The organism is Paenibacillus filicis, from assembly GCF_038070315.1.
GTDB lineage: Bacteria > Bacillota > Bacilli > Paenibacillales > NBRC-103111 > Paenibacillus_G > Paenibacillus_G filicis.
In genome coordinates this window covers 480664-501918 of the sequence record NZ_JBBPCC010000002.1, presented here as the reverse complement: position 1 = coordinate 501918, position 21255 = coordinate 480664, and the positions used below count along the sequence as shown (strand labels likewise).

Genomic DNA, 21255 nt, shown 5'->3' with positions numbered 1-21255 from the left:
GAAATAGGAGGGACAGCAGGATGAAGAAGGAGTTCAAGCGAGCCAAATTGGTTACAGGCCATCCCCGGCTCAAGCATAACCACACGCAGGAGATGAGCGAGGAGCCGAACAAGGCTAACCGGGAGTGGGAAGACCCCGAGGAGTCTGGCAGCTCCAGAGAGTATAGAGGCCAATCGGATGGAGATGAGGCCAAGCTCCAAATTGATGAGCACGGCAATATTCTCGGTGAAGCTGCAGAGCTTACGGAGCATGCGGAGAGTAAAGTGTCGGCGAAGTCTGGGGACGGCACTCCTGTGCGGGCAGTGAAACGCTCCGGCCGGGGGGAGCATGAAGTCCATGATGATTCGGGTTCTGACCGGAATCCCGAAGGAAACAAGCAGAGCAAGATGGAGGCGGAAACCAATCTGACGGGGGAAGAACTGGAGCTCAAGCAGGACACCCGAATTTCGCCTTCCTTCGAACGCTTGAAGCACCAGCTTGAGGAACAGGTAGGGCTCAACAAGAGCTTTGACGTTGTATTTCGCGAGATGACCTTCGGCGGTCAGCTCACAGGCGTCTTTTATTATAATGGCTTCGCCAAAGATACGGTGCTGACTGATATTTTGACACGTCTCTCTTATGCCGATGAAGCGCATCGCGCAGATTCGGAGGCCCGAAGCTTTTACGGACAGCGGGAGGGTCGTGAGCGCTGGGATAGGGAGCGGACCCGGGAACTGGAGCAGGGGGAGCGCGAAGACGGGCACTGGCCGGGGGACGAAGGACGTAACCGCGACCAAGCTGCCCGAAGGGACACCGAATCCCTCGGCTCGGAGCATTCGTCTGAGGAAGATGGGGACCGTACGGAGTACCGCCGGGATGCGAAGGCGGAGCGTCAACAGAATCGGAAACCGGACAAGCTGAAGATAATCGAGCTGTTCGACCATGCTCTGATTCCGCATATTCAGGTCAAGAAGACCGACAAACTGAAAGAGGCCATCGATAACGTAGCGATGGGCTGTACAGCCTTCTTCTTCGAGGGCGAGCATGAGGCCGTGCTGGTGGATGCCAAGAACTTCCCTATGCGCACGACGGAGGAACCGGATCTCGAGCGCGTCGTGCGCGGCTCGCGCGACGGATTTGTGGAGACGCTGCTGACGAATGTGACGCTGGTTCGCCGCAGGCTGCGTGATCCGCGGCTTAAGCTGGAGATTACGCAAGTCGGCAAGCGGACGCAAACCGACGTGTGCATCGGGTACATTCAGGATATCTGCGATATGGAGATGGTCGAATCTGTTCGCGACAAGATCAAGCAGGTGAATGTGGACGGCCTGCCGCTGGCGGAGAAGCAGCTGGAGGAGGCTATCATCGGCAAGGGCTGGAATCCTTATCCGTCCGTCCGTTATTCCGAACGTCCGGATGTGGTTGCGGCCCATATGCTAGAAGGGCATGTGGCTGTCTTCGTCGATACCTCTCCGTCGGTCATGATCTTGCCGACGACTTTCTTTCACCATGTGCAGCATGCGGAGGAATACCGCCAGACACCGCTCGTCGGCTCTTATTTGCGCTGGGTGAGGTTTATGGGGATTGCAGCTTCACTGTTCCTGCTGCCGCTCTGGTTTCTGATCGTCACCTCGCCGGAGCTAAAGCCTGCCGGACTGGACTTTATCGGTCCGCAGAAGGATGGCAAGATTCCGATGATCCTGCAGTTTCTGATTGCCGAGCTCGGGATCGATCTGATGCGGATGGCGGCGATCCATACGCCGACGCCGCTAGCCACAGCGATGGGTCTCGTAGCGGCCATTCTGATCGGCGACGTGGCGGTCAAGACCGGGTTGTTTGTCAATGAAGTTATTTTGTATCTATCGGTTGCCGCTATAGGCACCTTTGCTACGCCGAGCTACGAGCTGAGTCTGGCCAACAGATTGTCAAGACTTGTGCTGCTAGTTGCCGCGGCGATCTTCAAGGTACCCGGACTAGTCATCGCTTCAACGGCTCTTGTCATTATGCTGGCGCTGCAGCGCTCGTACAACACGCCGTATTTGTGGCCGTTCCTGCCCTTCAATGCGAAGGCGATGCTGGATATTATGGTCCGGCGGCCTTTCCTGACGATGAAGACGCGCATGAGCCTGACCAAGCCGGTCGACGCGACCAGGCAGTCGCCGGAGCCCCCTTCTTGACTGGGCTTCCGCCCTTTTTCAAGCCTGCATCCCTCATACCTGAGGGGCAGGCTTGTTTTGCGGGTTGTCTAATAAGCGCGGATTATGATACCTTAGAGGTAATGTCTTTTAGAGGGATCAAGCCTTACAGGGAAGAGGGAGTATACGCGATGTATCTACACGGCACCAGTACTATTAATAGCCAAGGCCATCTGGAGATCGGGGGATGCGATACCGTGGAGCTGACGCAGCAGCACGGTACGCCGCTCTATGTGATGGATGAGACGCTGATTCGCCAGCGCTGCCGGGAATTTGTCGAGGCGTTCCGGCAATCGGGGCTGCCATTCCAGGTGGCTTACGCGAGCAAGGCATTCTGCGTGATGGCGATGTGCCGCATCGTCGAAGAAGAGGGCATGTCCTTGGACGTCGTCTCGGATGGCGAGCTATACACGGCGCTGCAGGCCGGTTTCCCGGCGGAACGCATTCACTTTCACGGCAACAACAAGACGCCTCAGGAGCTGGAGATGGCACTTGACGCAGGCATCGGCTGCTTTGTCGTCGATAATTTCATTGAGCTGCATATGCTGAACGCACTCGCCGGCGAGAAGCGCAAGAAGGCGAAGATTTTGCTGCGGATCGCGCCCGGCGTTGATGCGCATACGCATGAATACATCTCCACGGGGCAGACGGACTCTAAGTTCGGCTTTGACCTGGAGAATGGAGCTGCAAGACAGGCGGTTCTGGAATCATCCCAATTGCCTCATATCGAGCTTCTCGGCACGCATTCGCATATCGGGTCGCAGATTTTCGAGGTTGGCGGCTTCCAGCTGGCTGTGGAGAAGGAAATTACCTTCGCAGCAGCCGTCCGCGCCGAGCTGGGCGTAACCTTTAGCGTTCTGAACCTGGGCGGGGGCTTTGGTATCCGCTACATCGACGGCGACACGCCGCTGCATGTCTCAGAGTACGTCGCGGCGATTACCTCGACCGTGCGCGAGCAATTCGCCAAATACGACTACCCGCTGCCGGAGATTTGGACGGAGCCGGGCCGCAGCATCGTCGGCGACGCCGGTACAACGCTATATACGGTCGGAACGTTCAAGGACATTCCCGGTGTGCGCAAATATGTGGCTGTAGATGGCGGCATGACCGATAATCCGCGTCCGGCGCTATATCAGGCGCAGTATGAGGCGATGCTTGCTAACCGCGCCACCGAGCCGAATGAAGAGCTTGTATCGATCGCAGGCAAGTGCTGCGAGAGCGGAGATATGCTGATCTGGGATACCAAGCTGCCAAAGGCTCAGAATGGTGACGTGCTCGCTGTAGCCTGCACGGGCGCTTACAACTATTCGATGGCGAGCAATTACAACCGTCTCCGCCGTCCGGCCGTCGTATTCGTCAAGGAAGGCAAGGCCGATGTGGTGGTTGAGCGGGAAACCTATGCGGATCTGATTCGCAAGGATGTTGTGCCGGAGCGGATGAAGCCGGTGACCGAGGCTAGATAAGAATTCGCAAGAAGAGCGGGCAGGCTGCCTTGGGATAAAGTGGCGGTTTGCCCTGCTTCGATGCGGGATGATTTTCCTTTCGGCCAATGTTGTAGTAAAATAGGATGGAGCTTGGGCGGAGCAAGTCCAGGAGCGTACATAAAGCTAAACAAGCGGTGTTAACGGTAGAAATACGATCATTTGCTTGTTATAGCGGGCTATGCTAAACTCCCTTTAGCAAAAACATACTAAGGAGATGTATCCATATGGCAAAAAAAGGATCAATCGAGCTTGAAAACGGCGGAGTCATCCAACTAGATTTTTTCCCTGAAGAAGCTCCTAATACCGTTGCGAACTTTGAAAAATTAACAAACGAAGGCTTCTACAACGGTCTTTCGTTTCACCGCGTCATTCCGGGCTTCGTCGCTCAAGGCGGATGTCCAAAAGGAAACGGTACTGGCGGTCCTGGGTACACAATCGACTGCGAAACAAGCACGAACACGAGCAAGCACGAGCGTGGCACTTTAGCTATGGCCCATGCTGGCCGTAACACAGGTGGTAGCCAATTCTACATCTGCTATGCTCCACAGCCTCATCTGGACAAGCAGCACACCGTATTTGGCAAAGTAACCAGTGGCATGGAGCTGCTGGATAGCGTTAAGCAAGGCGATAAAATGAAAGAAGTTAAAGTTTGGGAAGAGTAGAACACAAAAGTGAGGAGAGGGAGTGAAGACTCCCTCTCCTCACTTTTTTTACAAATATCCCATGGTCTATTGTCTCAAGAATCTCCGCATAGACCAAATCATGGTTAAGAGCTTCGATCATCATCCCCAAGTTCATGTCTTGATCAATGGAATACCATAGTAGAAGCTCTATTTCTAACGGTTCTCTTATCGATATCGTATAAGCGAACCATAGTAAGTTCGTTGTTGTTGTGTGCTCATAGAAATGTGATGGGTCTAACAATCATCACGATATGTATTTGCATAATCTTCGTCATAACCCCGATCCTCAACCTTGTTCTCGAAGTCATCAAACAAATGCTCCATTTCAGACATTTTCATATTTCTTTTACTTTCCAGGATTTCCATATGGACAATTACGGATTCTCTTGCTAGGAAGAGAGCAGAAGGGATTCTGTTCAATTCATCTCTTAAAAAATCAACTTTTTTATCAATTTGATAAATATTGTGCTTAATTACCTCATATCTTGTTTTTGTTATTTCACAATGCATAGCTTTTTCAAACAAGTGGGGGGCGATGATTAGCACTTTAGACATGTCATGGGCTCCTTTGTAAATGTATTCATTTCCTATTATTTACAATAATAACATGTCATGAAGTGCTAAACATTAGTGGATTTGTGACAATCGTCATAAATTGGTAGTTTACAATGAGTGGAAAATATGCATGATTGTTATCTATTTATGGAGAATATTAGAAGATTCTAAAATGAGTAGGGGAGGGTTTAAATTTTTTTTCGGTGAATAGTCACTTTGATCATAGGTGTCTTTATCTTTTCCGCATACATTAATGATGATAGGAATACTACGTATGTCGATAGGCATCTCTAATCCAGTTTTAAAATAAATAATACCAAACCTACTGTTATAATTTGATATTAATGTTGAATTTACAAATAAAGTTGAAGACAGCTGCGTAAACAATTCGTTCGTTGTTAAATGGTCTAATATACCCTTTGCCGCGTATTCTTCCCCATCGATTAAAGTGATGACCGTTGATTTTTTTGATCGAATACAGAAAATTGTGGCTATATCCGTTATTCTGACCAGACAATGCTCATCGTTCTTATTGGTAAAAGCGATCGTTTTTTCGTATTCCTTTTTGAATTCATTTATTAATTGATCTTTTAAGTCATCATGAATAAGACTATTAGTGAGAACCTGTTCAACCCATTTTAACATCATAAATGTACCTCCTACTAGATAGTATATAGGCTAACACCTATGAGATGTTAGCCTAGTTCCAAACCAACTATAGATTGTTAAGTTCTTCAGGCTCATGCCATGCACCCAAACACGCTGGCTGCACAACAGCAATAAGCGACACAACAAGTACAGAAACCGATGTAATAGATCGAGCGATCAAAGTTTTCATGAACGAGCTCACCTCCTTTCGTGAAGTGTAGGTTGAAACTCAGCCTTATTTCTTTTGTTAGATAAAAGAATTAAGAGGAAAAAACCAACGATACAACTCAAAATTGAAAGAATAAAGTTAAATCCCAAATCGGAGCCGTAAAAAAATAAAGGGTATAAGAAGCCTATGGATATAAATACCACGGTTGAGCATAAAATATATAAATGAATAGTGGTATTATTCTTGTTTAACCTACTGTTAAAATTAAAAATGAAGCCTTCTCTGAATCGAATAAAATAGTAGCTAACTAGGAAAACAATGGAAGAAGAAGCTAATTGCAAGATTTGCCCTTTTGCACTAAATGGCTGCATATCTGCTCTCCCAATCAAATCATACAGCATGCAAATGGTAGATAAGACCCCTTGAACGGCCATCATGGCTGCGTAACCAACAATGGATATCCAGAATGAAAACCGACCGTTCTCATTGAACATATACCTGAATAGTAAAACGATTATAGGTAATTGAATAAAGATGTTAAATGTATGTAGACCATTAATGGTAATTAAAAGCGATACAAAGGCGAAGGCCATCGCAGTAACGATGATTTTTTTGTAAGCATATTTAACCGGGATACAAAAAACGGAGCAAATTAAGGTTAGGAGGGCGATGCATTCAATGGTACTTGAAAGGATAAACTTCAGGTATTCAAGCATCCCTGTTCTCCTTTTTTGTAAAAGGTACTAGTGATATCGATTGCAGCAATAGGATATTGGTTACAGCAGAAGAATCGAAAGCGAAATAAATAATAACTGAAATTAGAACACTTAAAAGTTTAAATCCATATTTTTTCTTAGGGCTTAGGTTTTTATTTCTTGCAGAAGAAGGTGAGAAGACAAGGATAAGTAGGATTGAAAAAATAAAAATGAATGTTTGATTGATGGGGAAGTTTATCAAAGGAAAGAGTATAAGAACAAACGATGAGAACAGGTAGCATTGCAGGTCATTCTTAAAATGCCATGAACTACCACTGAAGGTCCTGATTAAAACAAAGCTGAAAAAAGATAGTAACAACTCAGGTGCTCTGCCAAAAAACAAACCAAACATAAGTAAGGTTAAGAAGACAAGAAAATAATTTAAAAACAAATGAATGGTTAGCTTGATATGTGTTATAGGTACGTCTGGACGATTGTTGTGGCTAGTTATGTACATGGCTAGTCTATTAGCAACATAACCTATCAAAAGACCAGCTCCTCATATAAACTGCAATTTCAGATAAATAATACCATTTATTTGCATAAACAGTCAATTGAATGAGATACAATCATCAACCTAGTGTTTGTCGATTGACCTGTTCTTTAATTCGAACTATACTGTGTAGCTAAGAGGGTGAGTAGATGAAACAAATTAGCAGTCGTTTTTCGATGGCAGTCCATATTCTCTCGATGATCACGTTGGACCCGCTATATAGTACAGGCGATCGAATAGCACGAAGCATCAATAGTAACCCGGTTGTTATTAGACGAATCATGGCCCAGCTCAAAAAAGCAGGGTATATTGAAACAAAATCTGGAGTTGCGGGGGCATCCCTTCGAGTAGCTCCTGAACAACTAACCCTACTGGATATCTACCGGGCCGTAGAATCCGTGGAAGGAAACCAGCTGTTCAATTTTCATAAGGACCCCGACCCCAATTGCTCTGTAGGCATGCACATAGAATCGGTTCTAGTGCCTGAGCTCTCTCATGCGCAGATGGCAATGGAGCATGAACTGGCTTCCGTTACGCTAGCTCAAATTGTTGAGCAACTAAGGACAAAAGCAAATGCAAAATAAAGCTGCTCCCTTATGGTGGGGCAGCTTTATTTTGCATTTGCGCCAGTTAAACGGCAGCCGGTGTAGGTTCTACATATTCAATGAAAGTACCATCGGGATGTTGTACAAAAATGCTAGGACCAATAGGGCCATGCTGATCCCTTACTATGAGGGTATTTTGCTGTTTTAATTCGGCCTTCAATTCGTTCATGGAATCAACGTACACGACGGCACGGAGTGATCGAGCAGGCTCTAAGGCCTCCGGACTTCCGGATACGATAACGTAAGGATAAACGGTGGCTAAAGACAAACCAGCTTCGGGAATATCCCATCTTCGGTCCATAGCGCGGTTAGCAAGAGATTCATAATAAGCAATGGTTGTATCCAGGTGATGGGTAAAAACGGGAATAAAATGATCTGTGATTTTCATAGTTAACCTCCCAAAATTTGCGTTAGACCTATAACCATTATGGTTATAAAAAATACAGTTATATATTAATCTCTAGATCTTGTCAACCCTTATCGTTCTCCCTATATATAGTTCAATCACAAAAAGGAAAGTAGGTAATCCAGCAGGGTTGACAGGGGACGTTCCAGCTTTAAGTCCTGCGAAATCACGTGTTTAATTGTTCTCTTATGCTTCACTTATTATTTCTATGTAGACAAATGGGTCAACTAGAGGTATACTGACTTTTAAATTGCATAGCTTAACCTTTCGGGGCAGGGTGAAATTCCCTACCGGCGGTGTTGTGCGGCAGCTTCGGCTGCCGGCTCAGTCCGTGACCCGCGCTTTTGATCTTGCAACTGTTAGGCAAGTTCTGAAGCCGGTTGACTCGGTGCAAGTCCGAGACCGACAGTATAGTCTGGATGGGAGAAGGGTAAAGCGGGATCGTATCGTACGCGTGTGTCTTAGGCATGTGCTTGTTTTCACAGGTGTTGTCTATGGCTGTGTGTTGTTCAGCATGTCGCAAACGCAAAGGCTGGTCTGTAAGTCAAACTCATACTGTGGAAACAGATGGGTAGCTTCAGTGCAAGCAAAGGCTAGCGGGTTGTGCCTATTTAAGCACGCTTGCTTCAAGCTATTGTGACTCGATGTATCTTGAACGGCGCAGCACGTTGCACATTAGAAACTACGATTCCGGCAATCCGGTTTTGCATCGGATGCGACTTCTCTCAAGCCCTTTTTGCCCCCAGCGAAAAGCGGCTTTTTTTGTTGTATTTTTCTGGATTGCGATGCGGGCAGACTATAGACTGCCTGACAACTAAGGAAAGGAGTGGCAAGTATGCCTGAAGCCCATGCTGCTCTGAACGATGAATTTTACATGCGCCTTGCCCTCCAGCTGGCTTCCGCAGCTGCCGGACAGACGGGAATCAATCCCGTCGTCGGCTGTGTGCTGGTCAAGGATGGCCGCATCGTAGGAATGGGCGCACATCTGAAGCGGGGTGAGGCGCATGCCGAGATTCATGCGCTCAATATGGCCGGTGCCGAGGCTGAGGGCGCGACGGCTTACGTTACGCTGGAGCCCTGCAGCCATCACGGACGGACGCCGCCCTGCAGCGACCGGCTGATCCGTGAGAAGGTCAAGCGGGTCGTCGTCGCAGCGACGGACCCGAACCCGCTGGTGGCGGGAAGCGGCCTTGCCAAGCTGGCCGCGCAAGGGCTGGAGGTACGCTCCGCCGTACTAAACGCCGAGGCCGAGGCGCTGAATGAAGCGTTCAACAAGTATATCGTGACGCGACTGCCGTTCGTGACCGTCAAAAGCGCCAGCACGCTAGACGGCAAGATTGCCGCCCGCGGCGGCGACAGCAAGTGGATCACGGGCGAGGAGGCACGCGCCCATGTTCATCTGCTGCGTCACCGCCACCAGGCGATCATGGTGGGCATCGGCACGGTGCTTGCCGATGACCCGGCCCTGACGACCCGGCTGACGGTGCCGGGTCTGAACCCGATTCGCGTCGTCGTTGACTCGACGCTGAGGCTCCCGCCGGATGCACAGCTCGTGCGCGATGGGGCGGCGCCCACGGTCGTGCTGACGACCGGACAGGCGCCGCCTGAACGCCGCCGCGCGCTGGAAGCGCTGGGCGTCGAGGTCATCGACTGCGGCCCGGGGCCCGCAGTCGATCTGCGCACCGCTATGGTGCGGCTCGGCGAGCGCGAGATCGCTTCGCTGCTCGTCGAGGGCGGCGGCAAGCTGAGCGGAGCCCTGCTGGGCGCGGGGCTCGTCGATAAGCTGGCGCTGTTCCTCGCGCCGAAGATTATCGGCGGCGGGGCGCTCGCGCCGGGCAGCTTTGACTTCCCCGGCAGCGAGGCGATGAGCCGGGCGATCCGGATCGATCGAATGAATGTGGAGCGTTTCGGAGAGGATGTCTGCTTGACGGGGTATCCGCGGTATGTCAGCGAAAGCGAGGAATAAACCATGTTTACGGGAATTATAGAAGAAATCGGAACGATGAGGCGCATCGACAGGCAGGGGCAGGCGATGGTCCTGACGATCGGCGCCAGGAAGGTCCTAGAGGATGTCAAGCTGGGCGACAGCATCTCAGTCAACGGTGTATGCCTAACCGTCGTAGCTTTCAACGAGTCGGCTTTCTCTGTGGATGTTATGCCGGAGACGTTCAGGCGTTCGACGCTCCAGCGCCTGTCTGCTGGGTCCCAGGTGAACCTGGAGCGGGCGATGGCAGCGAATGGTCGCTTCGGCGGTCATATTGTGCAGGGCCATGTGGATACAACGGGACGCATCGCTGCCCGTACGCCGGAGGAAAATGCAGTCGTGTTCCGCATCGAGCCAGGTGATCCAGGGTTACTGAAATATATTATTCCCCACGGGTCGGTCACGATCGACGGCATCAGCTTGACGGTCGTCGAGACCGGTGAAGGGCATTTTACCGTATCGATCATCCCGCATACGCTCGCCGAGACCGTGCTTCAGCACAAGAAAGCCGGAGACGAAGTGAATCTGGAGGCAGATGTGCTGGGCAAGTACATCGAGCGTCTGCTCGGCTTCGGCGGCGGTACAGCCGGTGGACGCGGAGCTTCCTCGGGCAAGCTGACGGCGCTGCTGACGGAGCACGGGTTCATGTAAGCAGCTGACGTATTTAAAATAGACAGATGGGTTAAGGAGGCATGGAGAGCATGACCGTACCGATTCAATTTCATTCGATCGAAGAAGCGATTTACGATCTGATACGCGGTAAGGTGGTTATCGTCGTGGATGACGAGGACCGGGAGAACGAAGGCGATTTTATCGCGCTGGCGGAGAAGGCGACGCCAGAGGTCATTAACTTTATGATCAAGGAAGGCCGCGGTCTCGTCTGCGCGCCGATTACCGAGGAGCGGGCGCGTGAGCTCGATCTGCCGCCTATGGTGGCGCGCAATACCGATTTTCACGGCACGGCCTTCACGGTGTCTGTGGACCATGTGGACACGACAACCGGCATCTCGGCCTCTGAGCGGTCGTTGACAGTCAAGTCGCTGATGGACCCCAAGACGAAGCCAAGCGACTACCGCCGTCCGGGACATATTTTCCCGCTTATTGCCAAGAACGGCGGCGTTCTTCGGCGCAGCGGCCATACAGAAGCGGCTGTCGATCTGGCACGGCTGTGCGGAGCTTATCCGGCAGGTGTCATCTGCGAAGTGATCAAGGAAGACGGTGAGATGGCGCGGGTGCCGGAGCTGATGGAGATTGCGGCCAAGCATGATCTGAAAATCATCACGATTCAGGATCTGATTAAATACCGCAACTTCAAGGACAAGCTGGTCCGCCGAGAGGTTGAGGTGCGCATGCCGACGGATTTCGGTGTGTTCGCAGCGATTGCTTACACCAATGATGTCGATAACAAGGAGCATGTCGCCCTCGTCAAGGGTGAGATCGATCCCTCCAAGCCGACACTGGTCCGTGTTCACTCGGAATGCTTGACCGGAGATGTCTTCCACTCTCACCGCTGCGATTGCGGTCCTCAATTGGCTGCAGCGCTCAAGCAGATCGACGAAGCAGGCTCCGGCGTGCTGCTCTATATGAGGCAGGAGGGCCGGGGGATCGGCCTGACCAATAAGCTGAAGGCTTATAAGCTGCAGGAGCAGGGACTGGATACAGTAGATGCGAATCTACAGCTGGGCTTCGGCGCTGACCTGCGCGACTATGGGATCGGAGCGCAGATCCTGAAGGATCTGGGAGTCAGCCAGATTCGTCTGCTGACCAATAATCCCCGCAAAATCCGCGGCCTCCAGGGCTACGGGCTGGAGATCGTCGAGCGCGTCCCGATTCAGATGGAAGAAAACGAGGACAATACGAAATATTTACACACGAAGCAAGAAAAATTGGGTCATCTGCTTGACTTTTCCATTTAAGCCAGGCGTGTTGATAAAAAAATATTGAATTTGGAAGGAAGTTGTGAGATCATGGCGAAAGTATACGAAGGTCATTTAGTATCAAAAGGTTTGAAATACGGGATTGTAGCGGGTCGTTTCAATGAATTTATTACCGGCAAGCTTGTCAGCGGTGCGCTGGACGCGCTTAAGCGCCATGGCGTAGAAGAAAGCGAAATCGATCTGGCTTGGGTGCCAGGTGCCTTTGAAATTCCTTTGATTGCGCAGAAACTGGCAGAAAGCGGGCGCTATGATGCGGTCATCACGCTGGGTGCCGTTATTCGGGGGTCCACGCCTCATTTTGACTACGTCTGCAATGAAGCAGCGAAGGGCGTAGCGGCGATCGGATTGAAAACCGGTGTTCCGACGATCTTCGGTGTACTGACTACAGATTCCATCGAGCAGGCTGTCGAACGCGCTGGAACGAAAGCCGGCAATAAAGGCTGGGAAGCAGCGGTTACCGCTATCGAGATGGCTAATCTTACACGTGAATTGCAACAGTAATTTTACTATACATGACTAACGCCGTCCGGTTAGGACGGGGCTGTGCAGATAAAGGGGAGCAGACAGAAGTGAAAGTAACGGTTAAGCTGGAAACATTCGAGGGCCCCCTTGATTTGCTGCTCCATCTGATCGACCGGGCGGAAGTGGATATTTATGATATACCGATCAAGGAGATTACTGACCAATACCTAGAGTATCTGGATGCGATGCAGGAGCTGGAGCTGGAAGTGACGAGCGAATTTCTCGTCATGGCCGCGACGCTGCTCTCGATCAAGAGCAAGATGCTGCTGCCGAAGCCGCCGATCATCGAGCTGGACTTCGATGATTACATGATGGATGAGGATTACGATCCGCGTGCTGAGCTGGTTGCCAAGCTGGTCGAGTACCGCAAGTATAAGGCGATTGCCGATCATCTCCGCGACAAGGAGGTTGAGCGGAGCCTGATTTTTACCCGGGAGCCCGAGGATCTGACGCCATACGTGCCGGTCTTAACGGAGAACCCGGTGAAGGGATTGGGCGTAGCCGATCTGGTTGAAGCGTTCCGCAAGGCGATGAGACGCATGCAGAGCCGTCACGCGGTCGCCAGCATCCGCAAGGACGAAATCAGTGTCAGGGACCGCATGTCTCAGGTGGTCGAATCGCTGGAGCGCAGCGGCGGCAAGCTGCTGTTCTCCAGATTGATTGACCGGGAGCATACCCGGGACTCGATCGTTGTTACCTTTCTGGCTTTGCTGGAGCTTATGAAGGTGAAGCGGATCGTTTGTTTTCAGCATCAATTGTTCGATGAAATTGTGATTCAGGCACGGGAGGATGGAAAGGCAGATGGATTTTGGGCAGATGAAATCAGTTATTGAGGGCCTACTGTTCGTGGCGGGGGACGAAGGACTGGACGCCAGACAGCTTGCTGAGGTGCTGGAGCAGGAAACGGCTTTCATAACCGAGCTTGTGCTCGATCTGCAGGCAGATATGAAACGGGAGGGCCGAGGGCTCCAAATTGTACAAATGGCGGGAACCTTTCAGCTAACTACGGTTCCTGAGCATGCGGCATATTTCGAGCGGTTGGCTTATTCCCCGTCTCGTTCATCCTTGTCCCAGGCGGCTCTGGAGACACTGGCCATCGTCGCTTACCGCCAGCCGATCACAAGAGTCGAAATCGAGGAAATCCGCGGGGTGAAGGCGGACCGCGCGCTTCAAACGCTGGTAGCCAAGGACTTGATTCAAGAAGTAGACCGTGCCGACGCTCCGGGTCGTCCGATATTGTATGGAACAACGAAGCCTTTTCTGGATTATTTCGGACTGGCCACGCTTACGGATTTGCCGGAGACTTCCTTGTTCGAGAATGAAGATAACCTGGAGGAAGAGACGCGGTTGCTCTTTGAGAAGCTTGATGCCAAGCAACTGACGTTCGATGAAGTATCGGCGGACGAGGAGATGTAAGGATATACGATTACACCCCGCGCATGTTTTGGCAATGCAGGGCAATACTAACTCCTGAGGAAAAGAAGCGGCAAGCTTCCGGCCATCGGGAGTTTTTTGGTTTGTCCGGGAACGGGGCTGCTGTGCGGGGGGAGCTAAGGGCATGATCTGGATATGGCTGGCCACGGCGTTGGCGCTTGTTGTGGGCATACTGTTATCGCGCCCTGTTAGAATACGTCTGGCGTTCACGCATCAGGAAGAAAATGACGAGATTACCTTCGAGGTGAAGGCGCTGACGGGATTGGTCCATTTTCGGTATGAAGTGCCTGTCGTCCGCTTCAAGGGATGGGCAACAGGCGTGGAAGTGCATACCGAGAAGGTGAACGCCTCAGCAGGCAAACTGATGAAGGACGCCCGCGAGAAAATTGACGCGGAGAAAATCAGAAGCATCTTCGAGGATGCCCGTCTGCTTCTGCAGCATTGCTTTAAATTTAACGAATGGGTGTACGGCCTGCTGCGGCAGGTTCACTGCAAGGAACTGAATTGGAAAACATCCGTCGGGCTGGGGGATGCCCCCGCGACTGCGATGTTTGTCGGGTCTTTGTGGGCTCTCAAGTCCTCACTGCTGGGCTTTATCTTCCGCCTGATCCGCCTGGATACCCAGCCGCAGTTGATGGTGATGCCCGCCTTTAACCGGATGGCCTTTCTAACGGAAGGGACGGCGCTGTTCCAGATCCGTATCTGGTATATTCTCAGCGGAGGACTACGGCTGCTGCTGCGGATCAGGAAGACCGAAGGAGGGCTGGCTACCTGGCGGCGTATCATTGCCCGGAGAATGCCTCAGCCGCACTGATGCAAAACCTCTACATAGTCTGGGGGGCAGACGGTTAAGCTAACACTGTTCCTTACTCCGACTACAGACAGGGAGGTTCCACGATGACAGAGCATCCGATTCAAGGGTTAATGAAAACGGCAATGGAAAACATCAAGCAGATGGCTGACGTCAATACGATTGTAGGCGATCCTGTGGAAACGCCGGACGGCAGTGTGATCATGCCGATCAGTAAGGTAGGCTTCGGCTTTGCCGCGGGGGGCAGTGAATTTGCTTCCGATGATACGCATTCCGGAAGCAGCGGCAGCAGCGGAAGCAGCAATGCCAGCGGGAACGATGCGGAAAATGCTTCCGTGTCGCTGCCGTTTGGCGGCGGGAGCGGCGGCGGGGTGTCTATTACGCCAATCGCTTTTCTGGTCGTTGGCAAGCATGGTGTCAAGATTGTGCCGCTGGACAACCAGACGCATCTGCTGGAGCGGCTGATCGATTCTGCGCCGCATGTCGTCGACCGGATTCAATCGATGATCAAAAGCGGCAGCAAGTCCGCGGCGCCGGGCAGCGAAGGTGCTGGTGCGACCCAAGTCACCAATATCGAGAATCAAAACTTCATTGTATAGTCCCTTTATTCAAGCAAAAGCCGCCCATGGGCGGTTTTTTGTTTTTGTCGAACCCATATTTTGTTAGTTTTATTACAAAAATCGACTTGTTATCTTGCTCTTTGCAAAACCTTAGTCTATAGTATTTTTAGATTAAATTTTCTTTATAAAGGCAGATAGTCACAGGGAGAGGATCAGGTTTGCGGCTGCTTCCAACTAGCGCATGTCAAGCCGGCATGCGACTCGGTAAATGTATTTTTAGTGAAGAAGGTATTGTTCTGTTGAACGTGGGAGCGGAGCTGACAGAGCCGTTGATTCAGAGACTGCAGCAATTCGGCGTGGACTACTTGTATATCGCCGACCCCGCGACAGATGACGTTCAGGTGGAGGATGTCATTTCCGACGCAACGAAAACTCGTGCCATTCAGGAGATACGTACTCAGTTCCGTACATTCATGGAAAAGAACAGCGCTCCCAAGGTCTCCAAGGGACATGTGCTGGGCCGGGCTTTCGGCAATGTGATCAAGATGATCATCGATGATCTGAGCGAGAACAAGCCGGGTACGCTCATCATGCTGTCGAATATGAACGTCATGAACAATTACTTGTATCAGCACTCCTTGAATGTTTGCATATACGTCACGATGCTCGGCATGGTGAACGGCTATACCCGTGACGAGCTGACTACGATCGGTATGGGAGCATTGCTGCATGATATCGGGTTAACCAAGGTATCCCCCGACTTGCTGAATAAACCTGGAAAGCTGACCCCTCAGGAGTACGAGGAGATTAAGAAGCATCCCGAACTGGGCTTCAAGATCCTCAAGGATGAACCTAACATGCCGCTGCTCTCGGCCCACTGTGCGTTCCAGCATCATGAGCGAGAGAATGGGAGCGGATATCCTCGCGGAATCTTGGGCAAGGACATTCATGAATACGCCAAGTGGATTGCGGTTGCGGACAGCTACGATGCCATGACATCGCATCGGGCCTACCGGAAGGCGATGCTCCCGCATCAGGCGATGGAGGTCTTGTTTGCCGGCGTTGGCACGCTTTATGATCAGAAGAAGGTTGCGCTTTTCCGCGATAATGTGGCCATTTATCCGGTGGGTGTGACCGTAACGCTCAATAGTAAGGAAAAGGGCGTTGTGGTAGGGATTAATCCAGCCGTCCCCCAACGGCCGACGATTCGTGTGCTGGAAGATGCGGACGGACAGCGGCTGACCCAGCCTTACGAGGTGGATCTGAGCGAGAAGCTGACGCTGTTCATCGAGCATGTCGAGGTGTAGCTGCTAGGAGAATAAGGATAAACCGCTGGAGGCAAGCGCGCAAGTGCTGCTTCTGAGCGGTTTTTTTGGCAGGACAGGTTAGTCTGGCATTGCGGGCTGGCCTATTTGTATATGGTTTATGGGTTCCAGTCATCCGTTCATAACGGTTGTCCCCCCGGCATATACATGTACTAGAATTCCGAACTTGTCCCGGGCACCGTCTTGTCCGGCCCAGCTTGTCCGTCCCGGATGTGGCTCGTTCGGCAATCGTCAGCCTTAGCGTGTGGGAGGAACAAGATGAGAAGAGTATTGGGTTTGCTGCTGGTCGTCACCATTGCCATTACCAGTTCGGGTTATGTTCCATCCGCGCTGGCTGCGCCTCCGGGCATCAGCACGAGCGCTGAAGCGGCGGCACTGGTCGATGTGACGTCAGGCAGGCTGCTGTACAGTGCCAAGGGGGACAAACCGATGCGCATCGCCAGTCTGACGAAAATTATGACCGCGATTGTGGCGATTGAGCATGGCAAGCTGTCGGATATGGCCAAGGTGGGCAAAAATGCCTTTGGCAAGGAAGGCTCCTCCATTTATTTGAAGCTGAACGAAGAGATGAATTTGAAGGATTTGCTGTATGGCCTCATGCTGCGTTCCGGCAACGATGCGGCGATGACGATTGCCGAGCATGTCGGCGGCAGTGTGGAGGGGTTCGCTCATCTGATGAATGAGAAGGCTAGGATGATCGGCATGACGAACTCCAGCTTCAAGAATCCGTCCGGCCTTGATGAGGAAGGCCATTATTCCACGGCCAATGACATGGCCAAGCTGACCGCCTATGCGCTGCGCAATCCCGTCTTCCGGGAAATTGTGAAGACTAAGGTCAAGAAGGCCCCCAATCCTGGCGAATCCTGGGACTACACCTGGACCAACAAAAATAAGATGCTGTCGCTCTACGACGGAGCGGACGGCGTAAAGACCGGCTACACCAAGCTGGCCAAGCGCTGCCTCGTCTCCTCGGCGACGAGGGGCGGACAGCAAATAGCCGTCGTGACGCTGAACGATCCCAATGACTGGATCGATCATACCCGCCTGCTGGATTACGGGTTCCAGCATTATCCACTACAGACGCTGATAGGAGCTGGAGAAGCGGTAGACGGTACGGGCTTCGTAGCCGGAACGGGGCTGAGTTATCCAGCTACCGAGGAAGAAGCCGGCAAGTTTATCCGTGAGACAGTGCTGAATGATCCGGCCTCGACGGACTCCCGTCTGGGTGTGGCCGGACGGCTGGACTTCAAGCTGAATGGCCGGGCTGTCGGCTCCGTGCCACTCGTAGCTCCAGACAGCCCGAGGTTGTCTGCGCGGAGCGGCAAGTCGTTTGCCCTGGCGGTAGAAGGCAGGGCAGGGTGGAAGCAGTCGGACAAGTGGCTCTATATCCTGCAGTCGCTAACCCGCGTCATGTTCACGGGCAAGACGGAATAACGGGACGGAAGGAGTGCGCAGCATGGTCAATTGGATCTGGTTGTTTTTCATTGTAGCAGGCTTTATCGTCGCAGCTTTTCAAGGAAGGATCGATCTGGTCACGGAGGCCGTATTCGACGGTGCAAAGAGCGGGGTGACGGTATGCTTCGGCTTGATCAGCATCATGGTGTTCTGGCTCGGGATGATGCGCATCGCTGAGGATTCCGGCCTGCTGAACAAGCTGGCTCGCCTGCTGAGCCCGGTGGTGCGGTTTCTGTTCCCGGGCGTACCGAAGGATCACCCGGCGCTTGGCTATATCATGTCGAATATGAGCGCGAATATTTTCGGTCTGGGCAATGCGGCCACGCCCATGGGGATCAAGGCGATGCAGGAGCTGCAGAAGCTAAATCCGCGCAAGGATGCAGCAAGTCCCGCGATGGCGACTCTGCTTGCGCTGAACACAGCCAGCATCACCTTGATTCCTACGACTCTAATCGCGATACGCATGAGCTACAACTCCGTCAATCCCGCCGAGATTGTTGGGACGACGCTGATGGCGACCATCATCTCAACCTTAGCGGCGATACTGGTAGACCGCTGGTACCGCAAGCGTTACACAACGATCGGACCGGGGAAGGGGTGAAGGACGCATGCTCGATCTGGTGAATCTTATCTCCGCCTGGGCCATTCCGGTCATGATCGTCTTTATTCCGCTCTATGCCGCTTACCGCAAGGTTCCCGTCTACGAATCGTTCGTAGACGGGGCCAAGGACGGCTTTGATACGGCTATCCGGATTATTCCGCATCTGGTCGGGATGATGGTGGCGATCAGCGTCTTCCGGGCCTCCGGGGCGATGGATCTGTTTATCGGCTGGCTGAAACCGATCTGCGAGCAGCTCGGCGTGCCGAGCGAGATTATCCCGCTGGCCTTCTTACGTCCAATCACGGGAGCAGGGTCGCTGGCCTTTACGACGGATCTGATCTCGCAATTCGGGCCGGATTCGATGGTAGGCCGGATCGCCTCCACGATTCAAGGCAGCACCGACACGACGCTCTATGTCGTCACCGTTTACTTCGGCGCGATCGGCATCCGCAAAGCCGGTTATGCCCTGAAGGTCGGATTGATCTCCGACGCCGTGGGCTTTATCGCTTCGATCGTGATCTGCTATCTCGTCTTTGCCGGATAGCGTCTGCAAGCCTCCCCTCCTGTCAGCACCCCGTTAGACCTCTGCACATATACTGGAGCACGGAACCCCGTTAAGGAGGTGAACGGCTCTGAGTTATTGCGGTATTCTGATGCATCACTCCGCTTGTCCGGCTATCAACGGAAAAGGGTATGACCTGTTTATCACCACTAGCGGCGTCATTATCCCTTCTTCCGCACCAACGGACCCTTCCTATATTCATATCTGCCTCGAAGGCGATTATTCCGGCTCTCGCTCCGGTCTTACTGCCGGGGAGGAAGAGCAGTGGTTTATGCTCGGCAAGCTCATCCTGAGCCTGGCGAAGAAGCACGGATTTCCGCCTGAGGCGGTGTATCCGCATTCGGATTCATGTCCGGGCCAAGGTTTTCCATGGTCCCTGCTTGTGATTTCACCCAAGGATAGGTATCATTAGCTTTGAGGTGAATAGAAAAGATGGAACGTTTACAGAAAGTGCTGGCTGAAGCCGGCGTTGCATCACGAAGAAAATGCGAGGAGCTCATAACTGCAGGCCGCGTGCAGGTCAACGATGAGGTCGTGACTACTTTGGGGGTCAAGGTGGATGCGAGTAGCGATACGATCCGGGTGGACGGCAAGCTGATCCGCAAGCAGGCCAAGGTCTATGTGATATTTAATAAACCGAAGGGCGTTATTACGAGTGCTGAGGACCCGGAAGGCCGGAAGACGGTCACGGATTTCTTCCGGCATATGAAGGAACGCATTTATCCAGTCGGGCGGCTGGATTACGATACCGAGGGTCTGCTGCTGATGACCAATGACGGGGAGTTTGCTCATCTGCTGACGCATCCGAAGCATCACGTGCCCCGTACTTACCTGGCGACCGTGAAGGGAGTTCCCCACGGCAGCCTGCTGGACAAGCTCAGAGCAGGTATCCAGCTCGAGGACGGCATGACTTCTCCCGCTGAGTTAGAGTACAGCAACGTGCTTCCGGAGAAAAATGAATCCGTGATCAAGATTACGATCTACGAGGGCCGGAACCGGCAGGTGCGCCGGATGTTTGAAGCGATCCATCATCCGGTGATCAAGCTGAAGCGGGTGCAATTCGGACCTCTGCTGCTGTCTGGTCTGCCAAGAGGCAAGTTCCGTCTGATGTCTCCACAGGAAGTTAATGAATTGCGTGAGGCTGCGCTGGAAATGGAAAGCGGCCAGTCACATAAAATTCAAAAAGGCGAATCCGACTTGTGACATTTTTCGCTATAATAAAATGAGTAGCCGTTTAGATGAGGAACCGCGCCGACTCGCAGCCTTCGTCGGTCCATGCCGAGGTCGCGCTGCGGCCGGCGCTTCTTTACAATGGCGCAATACTTGGGTTTGAAGGTGTGAGATGATGGGAAAACATAGACAGTGGGTACAAATTTCCATTTTCGCCCTTGTGCTTCTAATTGGAGGCTGGACGCTGCTGAACAATTTGTTTCATGCGGACAAAAAGCCGACGACCGGATCGACGGCCCCGGACTTCAAGCTGGCCAGTCTGGATGGTCAGACACGAGAGCTATCCGACCTGAAGGGCAAGGTCGTCGTCGTCAACTTCTGGGGAACGTTCTGCGAGCCCTGTCGTAACGAGATGCCGGCGCTGGAGAAGCAGAAGGCGAAGTGGGCGGGCAAGAATGTGGAAATTCTGGGCCTTAATCTGGACGAGCCGAGAGTGGCGGTCGAGAGCTTTATCAGACAGTATAACGTCACGTTCCCGATTCTGTTCGACAAGAACGAGGAAACGCGCAAGCGCTACGGCGTCTCGCAGTATCCGACAACCTTCTTCGTCAAGCCGGACGGTAAAATCGGTGAAATCCGCATCGGGGAAATGGACGAGGCTTACATCGAGAGAACGATTACATCTTTATTACCACAACAACCTTAACGAGTACGAAGGCGGGGCAGGAGTTGTTGGTTTGGCTTGGCTTGGATCGATCAAGGTATAAGCGGTGTTAGAATGGGGCGGAGAGTTTACGTGCTGCCTTTGAAATCGGATTTCTACATAGTCATGTTTTATTATAATCCGAAAAATCCGATTTCAACAGCAGCCGGAACCGCATTCTAACAGGAGCGAACCGCCCTGTCGATCCGATCCGTGCTT

At 52.1% G+C, this 21255-nt stretch carries 24 protein-coding genes and 1 riboswitch; of the genes, 19 read left to right on the top strand and 5 right to left on the bottom strand.

All coding sequences use genetic code 11. The features are described from left to right. The first annotated feature begins 20 nt into the window (after positions 1 to 20). From WMW72_RS06010 to WMW72_RS06000, 3 genes are all read left to right on the top strand, one after another. Positions 21 to 2156, top strand: a complete 2136-nt coding sequence (locus WMW72_RS06010) for a spore germination protein (protein WP_341414509.1) — start codon at positions 21 to 23, stop codon at positions 2154 to 2156. Between the two features lie 149 nt (positions 2157 to 2305). Further along, on the top strand, positions 2306 to 3637 hold the full coding sequence (gene lysA / locus WMW72_RS06005) for a diaminopimelate decarboxylase (RefSeq protein ID WP_341414508.1): 1332 nt from the start codon (positions 2306 to 2308) through the stop codon (positions 3635 to 3637). 245 nt (positions 3638 to 3882) lie between these two features. Beyond that, the gene (locus WMW72_RS06000) at positions 3883 to 4320 is read left to right on the top strand and encodes a peptidylprolyl isomerase (RefSeq protein WP_341414506.1); all 438 of its coding nucleotides are present in this window, start codon (positions 3883 to 3885) and stop codon (positions 4318 to 4320) included. 255 nt (positions 4321 to 4575) lie between these two features. Here the strand turns inward: WMW72_RS06000 and WMW72_RS05995 are convergent, their stop codons facing one another. The 4 genes from WMW72_RS05995 to WMW72_RS35515 form a co-directional block, all read right to left on the bottom strand. After that, positions 4576 to 4896, bottom strand: a complete 321-nt coding sequence (locus WMW72_RS05995) for a hypothetical protein (protein WP_341414505.1) — start codon at positions 4894 to 4896, stop codon at positions 4576 to 4578. 141 nt (positions 4897 to 5037) lie between these two features. Beyond that, positions 5038 to 5544, bottom strand: coding sequence for a hypothetical protein (locus WMW72_RS05990; RefSeq protein ID WP_341414504.1), 507 nt, complete (start codon positions 5542 to 5544; stop codon positions 5038 to 5040). Positions 5545 to 5611: 67 nt separating this feature from the next. Next, the gene (locus tag WMW72_RS05985) at positions 5612 to 5734 is read right to left on the bottom strand and encodes a hypothetical protein (RefSeq protein WP_341414503.1); all 123 of its coding nucleotides are present in this window, start codon (positions 5732 to 5734) and stop codon (positions 5612 to 5614) included. Positions 5735 to 6421: 687 nt separating this feature from the next. Beyond that, on the bottom strand, positions 6422 to 6955 hold the full coding sequence (locus tag WMW72_RS35515) for an accessory gene regulator B family protein (RefSeq protein ID WP_423227516.1): 534 nt from the start codon (positions 6953 to 6955) through the stop codon (positions 6422 to 6424). 155 nt (positions 6956 to 7110) lie between these two features. Here WMW72_RS35515 and WMW72_RS05980 point away from each other — a divergent pair, with 155 nt between their 5' ends. After that, positions 7111 to 7545, top strand: coding sequence for an Rrf2 family transcriptional regulator (locus tag WMW72_RS05980; RefSeq protein WP_341414502.1), 435 nt, complete (start codon positions 7111 to 7113; stop codon positions 7543 to 7545). A 46-nt stretch (positions 7546 to 7591) separates the two neighbouring features. Here the strand turns inward: WMW72_RS05980 and WMW72_RS05975 are convergent, their stop codons facing one another. Further along, a complete protein-coding gene (locus WMW72_RS05975) occupies positions 7592 to 7954 on the bottom strand; it encodes a VOC family protein (RefSeq protein ID WP_341414500.1) in 363 nt (120 codons plus the stop codon). A gap of 277 nt (positions 7955 to 8231) precedes the next feature. Continuing rightward, positions 8232 to 8407, top strand: a riboswitch (FMN riboswitch). Between the two features lie 400 nt (positions 8408 to 8807). Between WMW72_RS05975 and ribD the strand changes: the two genes are divergently transcribed. The 15 genes from ribD to resA all read left to right on the top strand — a co-directional run bounded on the left by ribD (position 8808) and on the right by resA (position 21039). Beyond that, a complete protein-coding gene (gene ribD / locus WMW72_RS05970) occupies positions 8808 to 9938 on the top strand; it encodes a bifunctional diaminohydroxyphosphoribosylaminopyrimidine deaminase/5-amino-6-(5-phosphoribosylamino)uracil reductase RibD (protein ID WP_341414595.1) in 1131 nt (376 codons plus the stop codon). Positions 9939 to 9941: 3 nt separating this feature from the next. Continuing rightward, positions 9942 to 10607, top strand: a complete 666-nt coding sequence (gene ribE / locus WMW72_RS05965; RefSeq protein WP_341414499.1) for a riboflavin synthase — start codon at positions 9942 to 9944, stop codon at positions 10605 to 10607. 50 nt (positions 10608 to 10657) lie between these two features. Further along, positions 10658 to 11872 carry a bifunctional 3,4-dihydroxy-2-butanone-4-phosphate synthase/GTP cyclohydrolase II gene (locus WMW72_RS05960; RefSeq protein WP_341414498.1) on the top strand — a complete coding sequence of 405 codons (1215 nt, stop codon included), beginning with the start codon at positions 10658 to 10660 and terminating at the stop codon, positions 11870 to 11872. 51 nt (positions 11873 to 11923) lie between these two features. After that, positions 11924 to 12394, top strand: coding sequence for a 6,7-dimethyl-8-ribityllumazine synthase (gene ribH, locus WMW72_RS05955; RefSeq protein ID WP_341414497.1), 471 nt, complete (start codon positions 11924 to 11926; stop codon positions 12392 to 12394). 68 nt (positions 12395 to 12462) lie between these two features. After that, positions 12463 to 13248 (top strand): segregation and condensation protein A, encoded by a 786-nt coding sequence (locus WMW72_RS05950; RefSeq protein WP_341414496.1) that lies wholly within the window; start codon positions 12463 to 12465, stop codon positions 13246 to 13248. Further along, positions 13217 to 13831, top strand: coding sequence for an SMC-Scp complex subunit ScpB (scpB, locus tag WMW72_RS05945; RefSeq protein ID WP_341414495.1), 615 nt, complete (start codon positions 13217 to 13219; stop codon positions 13829 to 13831). Before WMW72_RS05950 ends, scpB begins: the two co-directional genes overlap by 32 nt. 142 nt (positions 13832 to 13973) lie before the next feature. Continuing rightward, on the top strand, positions 13974 to 14663 hold the full coding sequence (locus tag WMW72_RS05940; RefSeq protein WP_341414494.1) for a DUF2953 domain-containing protein: 690 nt from the start codon (positions 13974 to 13976) through the stop codon (positions 14661 to 14663). 83 nt (positions 14664 to 14746) lie between these two features. Beyond that, entirely contained in the window at positions 14747 to 15259 is a 513-nt protein-coding gene (ytfJ, locus tag WMW72_RS05935; RefSeq protein ID WP_341414493.1) for a GerW family sporulation protein, read from the top strand. Positions 15260 to 15438: 179 nt separating this feature from the next. Continuing rightward, positions 15439 to 16527 carry an HD-GYP domain-containing protein gene (locus WMW72_RS05930; protein WP_341414492.1) on the top strand — a complete coding sequence of 363 codons (1089 nt, stop codon included), beginning with the start codon at positions 15439 to 15441 and terminating at the stop codon, positions 16525 to 16527. Between the two features lie 276 nt (positions 16528 to 16803). After that, positions 16804 to 17979 (top strand): D-alanyl-D-alanine carboxypeptidase family protein, encoded by a 1176-nt coding sequence (locus tag WMW72_RS05925; RefSeq protein ID WP_341414491.1) that lies wholly within the window; start codon positions 16804 to 16806, stop codon positions 17977 to 17979. Between the two features lie 22 nt (positions 17980 to 18001). Continuing rightward, the gene (locus WMW72_RS05920; RefSeq protein ID WP_341414490.1) at positions 18002 to 18601 is read left to right on the top strand and encodes a nucleoside recognition domain-containing protein; all 600 of its coding nucleotides are present in this window, start codon (positions 18002 to 18004) and stop codon (positions 18599 to 18601) included. Between the two features lie 7 nt (positions 18602 to 18608). After that, complete coding sequence (locus WMW72_RS05915) at positions 18609 to 19145, top strand: spore maturation protein (protein ID WP_341414489.1); 537 nt, start codon at positions 18609 to 18611, stop codon at positions 19143 to 19145. A 109-nt stretch (positions 19146 to 19254) separates the two neighbouring features. Further along, complete coding sequence (locus tag WMW72_RS05910) at positions 19255 to 19575, top strand: hypothetical protein (RefSeq protein ID WP_341414488.1); 321 nt, start codon at positions 19255 to 19257, stop codon at positions 19573 to 19575. A 20-nt stretch (positions 19576 to 19595) separates the two neighbouring features. Further along, a complete protein-coding gene (locus WMW72_RS05905) occupies positions 19596 to 20366 on the top strand; it encodes a pseudouridine synthase (protein WP_341414487.1) in 771 nt (256 codons plus the stop codon). Between the two features lie 139 nt (positions 20367 to 20505). Next, entirely contained in the window at positions 20506 to 21039 is a 534-nt protein-coding gene (gene resA, locus WMW72_RS05900; RefSeq protein WP_341414486.1) for a thiol-disulfide oxidoreductase ResA, read from the top strand. Positions 21040 to 21255: the final 216 nt, after the last annotated feature.

Coding starts and splice junctions, on each gene's coding strand:
- resA (WP_341414486.1), top strand. CDS start 20,506: ATGATGGGAAAACATAGACAGTGGGTACAAATTTCCATTTTCGCCCTT.
- WMW72_RS05985 (WP_341414503.1), bottom strand. CDS start 5,734: ATGAAAACTTTGATCGCTCGATCTATTACATCGGTTTCTGTACTTGTT.
- WMW72_RS05980 (WP_341414502.1), top strand. CDS start 7,111: ATGAAACAAATTAGCAGTCGTTTTTCGATGGCAGTCCATATTCTCTCG.
- ytfJ (WP_341414493.1), top strand. CDS start 14,747: ATGACAGAGCATCCGATTCAAGGGTTAATGAAAACGGCAATGGAAAAC.
- WMW72_RS06000 (WP_341414506.1), top strand. CDS start 3,883: ATGGCAAAAAAAGGATCAATCGAGCTTGAAAACGGCGGAGTCATCCAA.
- ribE (WP_341414499.1), top strand. CDS start 9,942: ATGTTTACGGGAATTATAGAAGAAATCGGAACGATGAGGCGCATCGAC.
- WMW72_RS05925 (WP_341414491.1), top strand. CDS start 16,804: ATGAGAAGAGTATTGGGTTTGCTGCTGGTCGTCACCATTGCCATTACC.
- WMW72_RS06010 (WP_341414509.1), top strand. CDS start 21: ATGAAGAAGGAGTTCAAGCGAGCCAAATTGGTTACAGGCCATCCCCGG.
- WMW72_RS05995 (WP_341414505.1), bottom strand. CDS start 4,896: ATGTCTAAAGTGCTAATCATCGCCCCCCACTTGTTTGAAAAAGCTATG.
- WMW72_RS05960 (WP_341414498.1), top strand. CDS start 10,658: ATGACCGTACCGATTCAATTTCATTCGATCGAAGAAGCGATTTACGAT.
- WMW72_RS05920 (WP_341414490.1), top strand. CDS start 18,002: ATGGTCAATTGGATCTGGTTGTTTTTCATTGTAGCAGGCTTTATCGTC.
- WMW72_RS05910 (WP_341414488.1), top strand. CDS start 19,255: ATGCATCACTCCGCTTGTCCGGCTATCAACGGAAAAGGGTATGACCTG.
- WMW72_RS05905 (WP_341414487.1), top strand. CDS start 19,596: ATGGAACGTTTACAGAAAGTGCTGGCTGAAGCCGGCGTTGCATCACGA.
- ribD (WP_341414595.1), top strand. CDS start 8,808: ATGCCTGAAGCCCATGCTGCTCTGAACGATGAATTTTACATGCGCCTT.
- WMW72_RS05990 (WP_341414504.1), bottom strand. CDS start 5,544: ATGATGTTAAAATGGGTTGAACAGGTTCTCACTAATAGTCTTATTCAT.
- WMW72_RS05940 (WP_341414494.1), top strand. CDS start 13,974: ATGATCTGGATATGGCTGGCCACGGCGTTGGCGCTTGTTGTGGGCATA.
- lysA (WP_341414508.1), top strand. CDS start 2,306: ATGTATCTACACGGCACCAGTACTATTAATAGCCAAGGCCATCTGGAG.
- WMW72_RS05975 (WP_341414500.1), bottom strand. CDS start 7,954: ATGAAAATCACAGATCATTTTATTCCCGTTTTTACCCATCACCTGGAT.
- WMW72_RS05915 (WP_341414489.1), top strand. CDS start 18,609: ATGCTCGATCTGGTGAATCTTATCTCCGCCTGGGCCATTCCGGTCATG.
- ribH (WP_341414497.1), top strand. CDS start 11,924: ATGGCGAAAGTATACGAAGGTCATTTAGTATCAAAAGGTTTGAAATAC.
- scpB (WP_341414495.1), top strand. CDS start 13,217: ATGGATTTTGGGCAGATGAAATCAGTTATTGAGGGCCTACTGTTCGTG.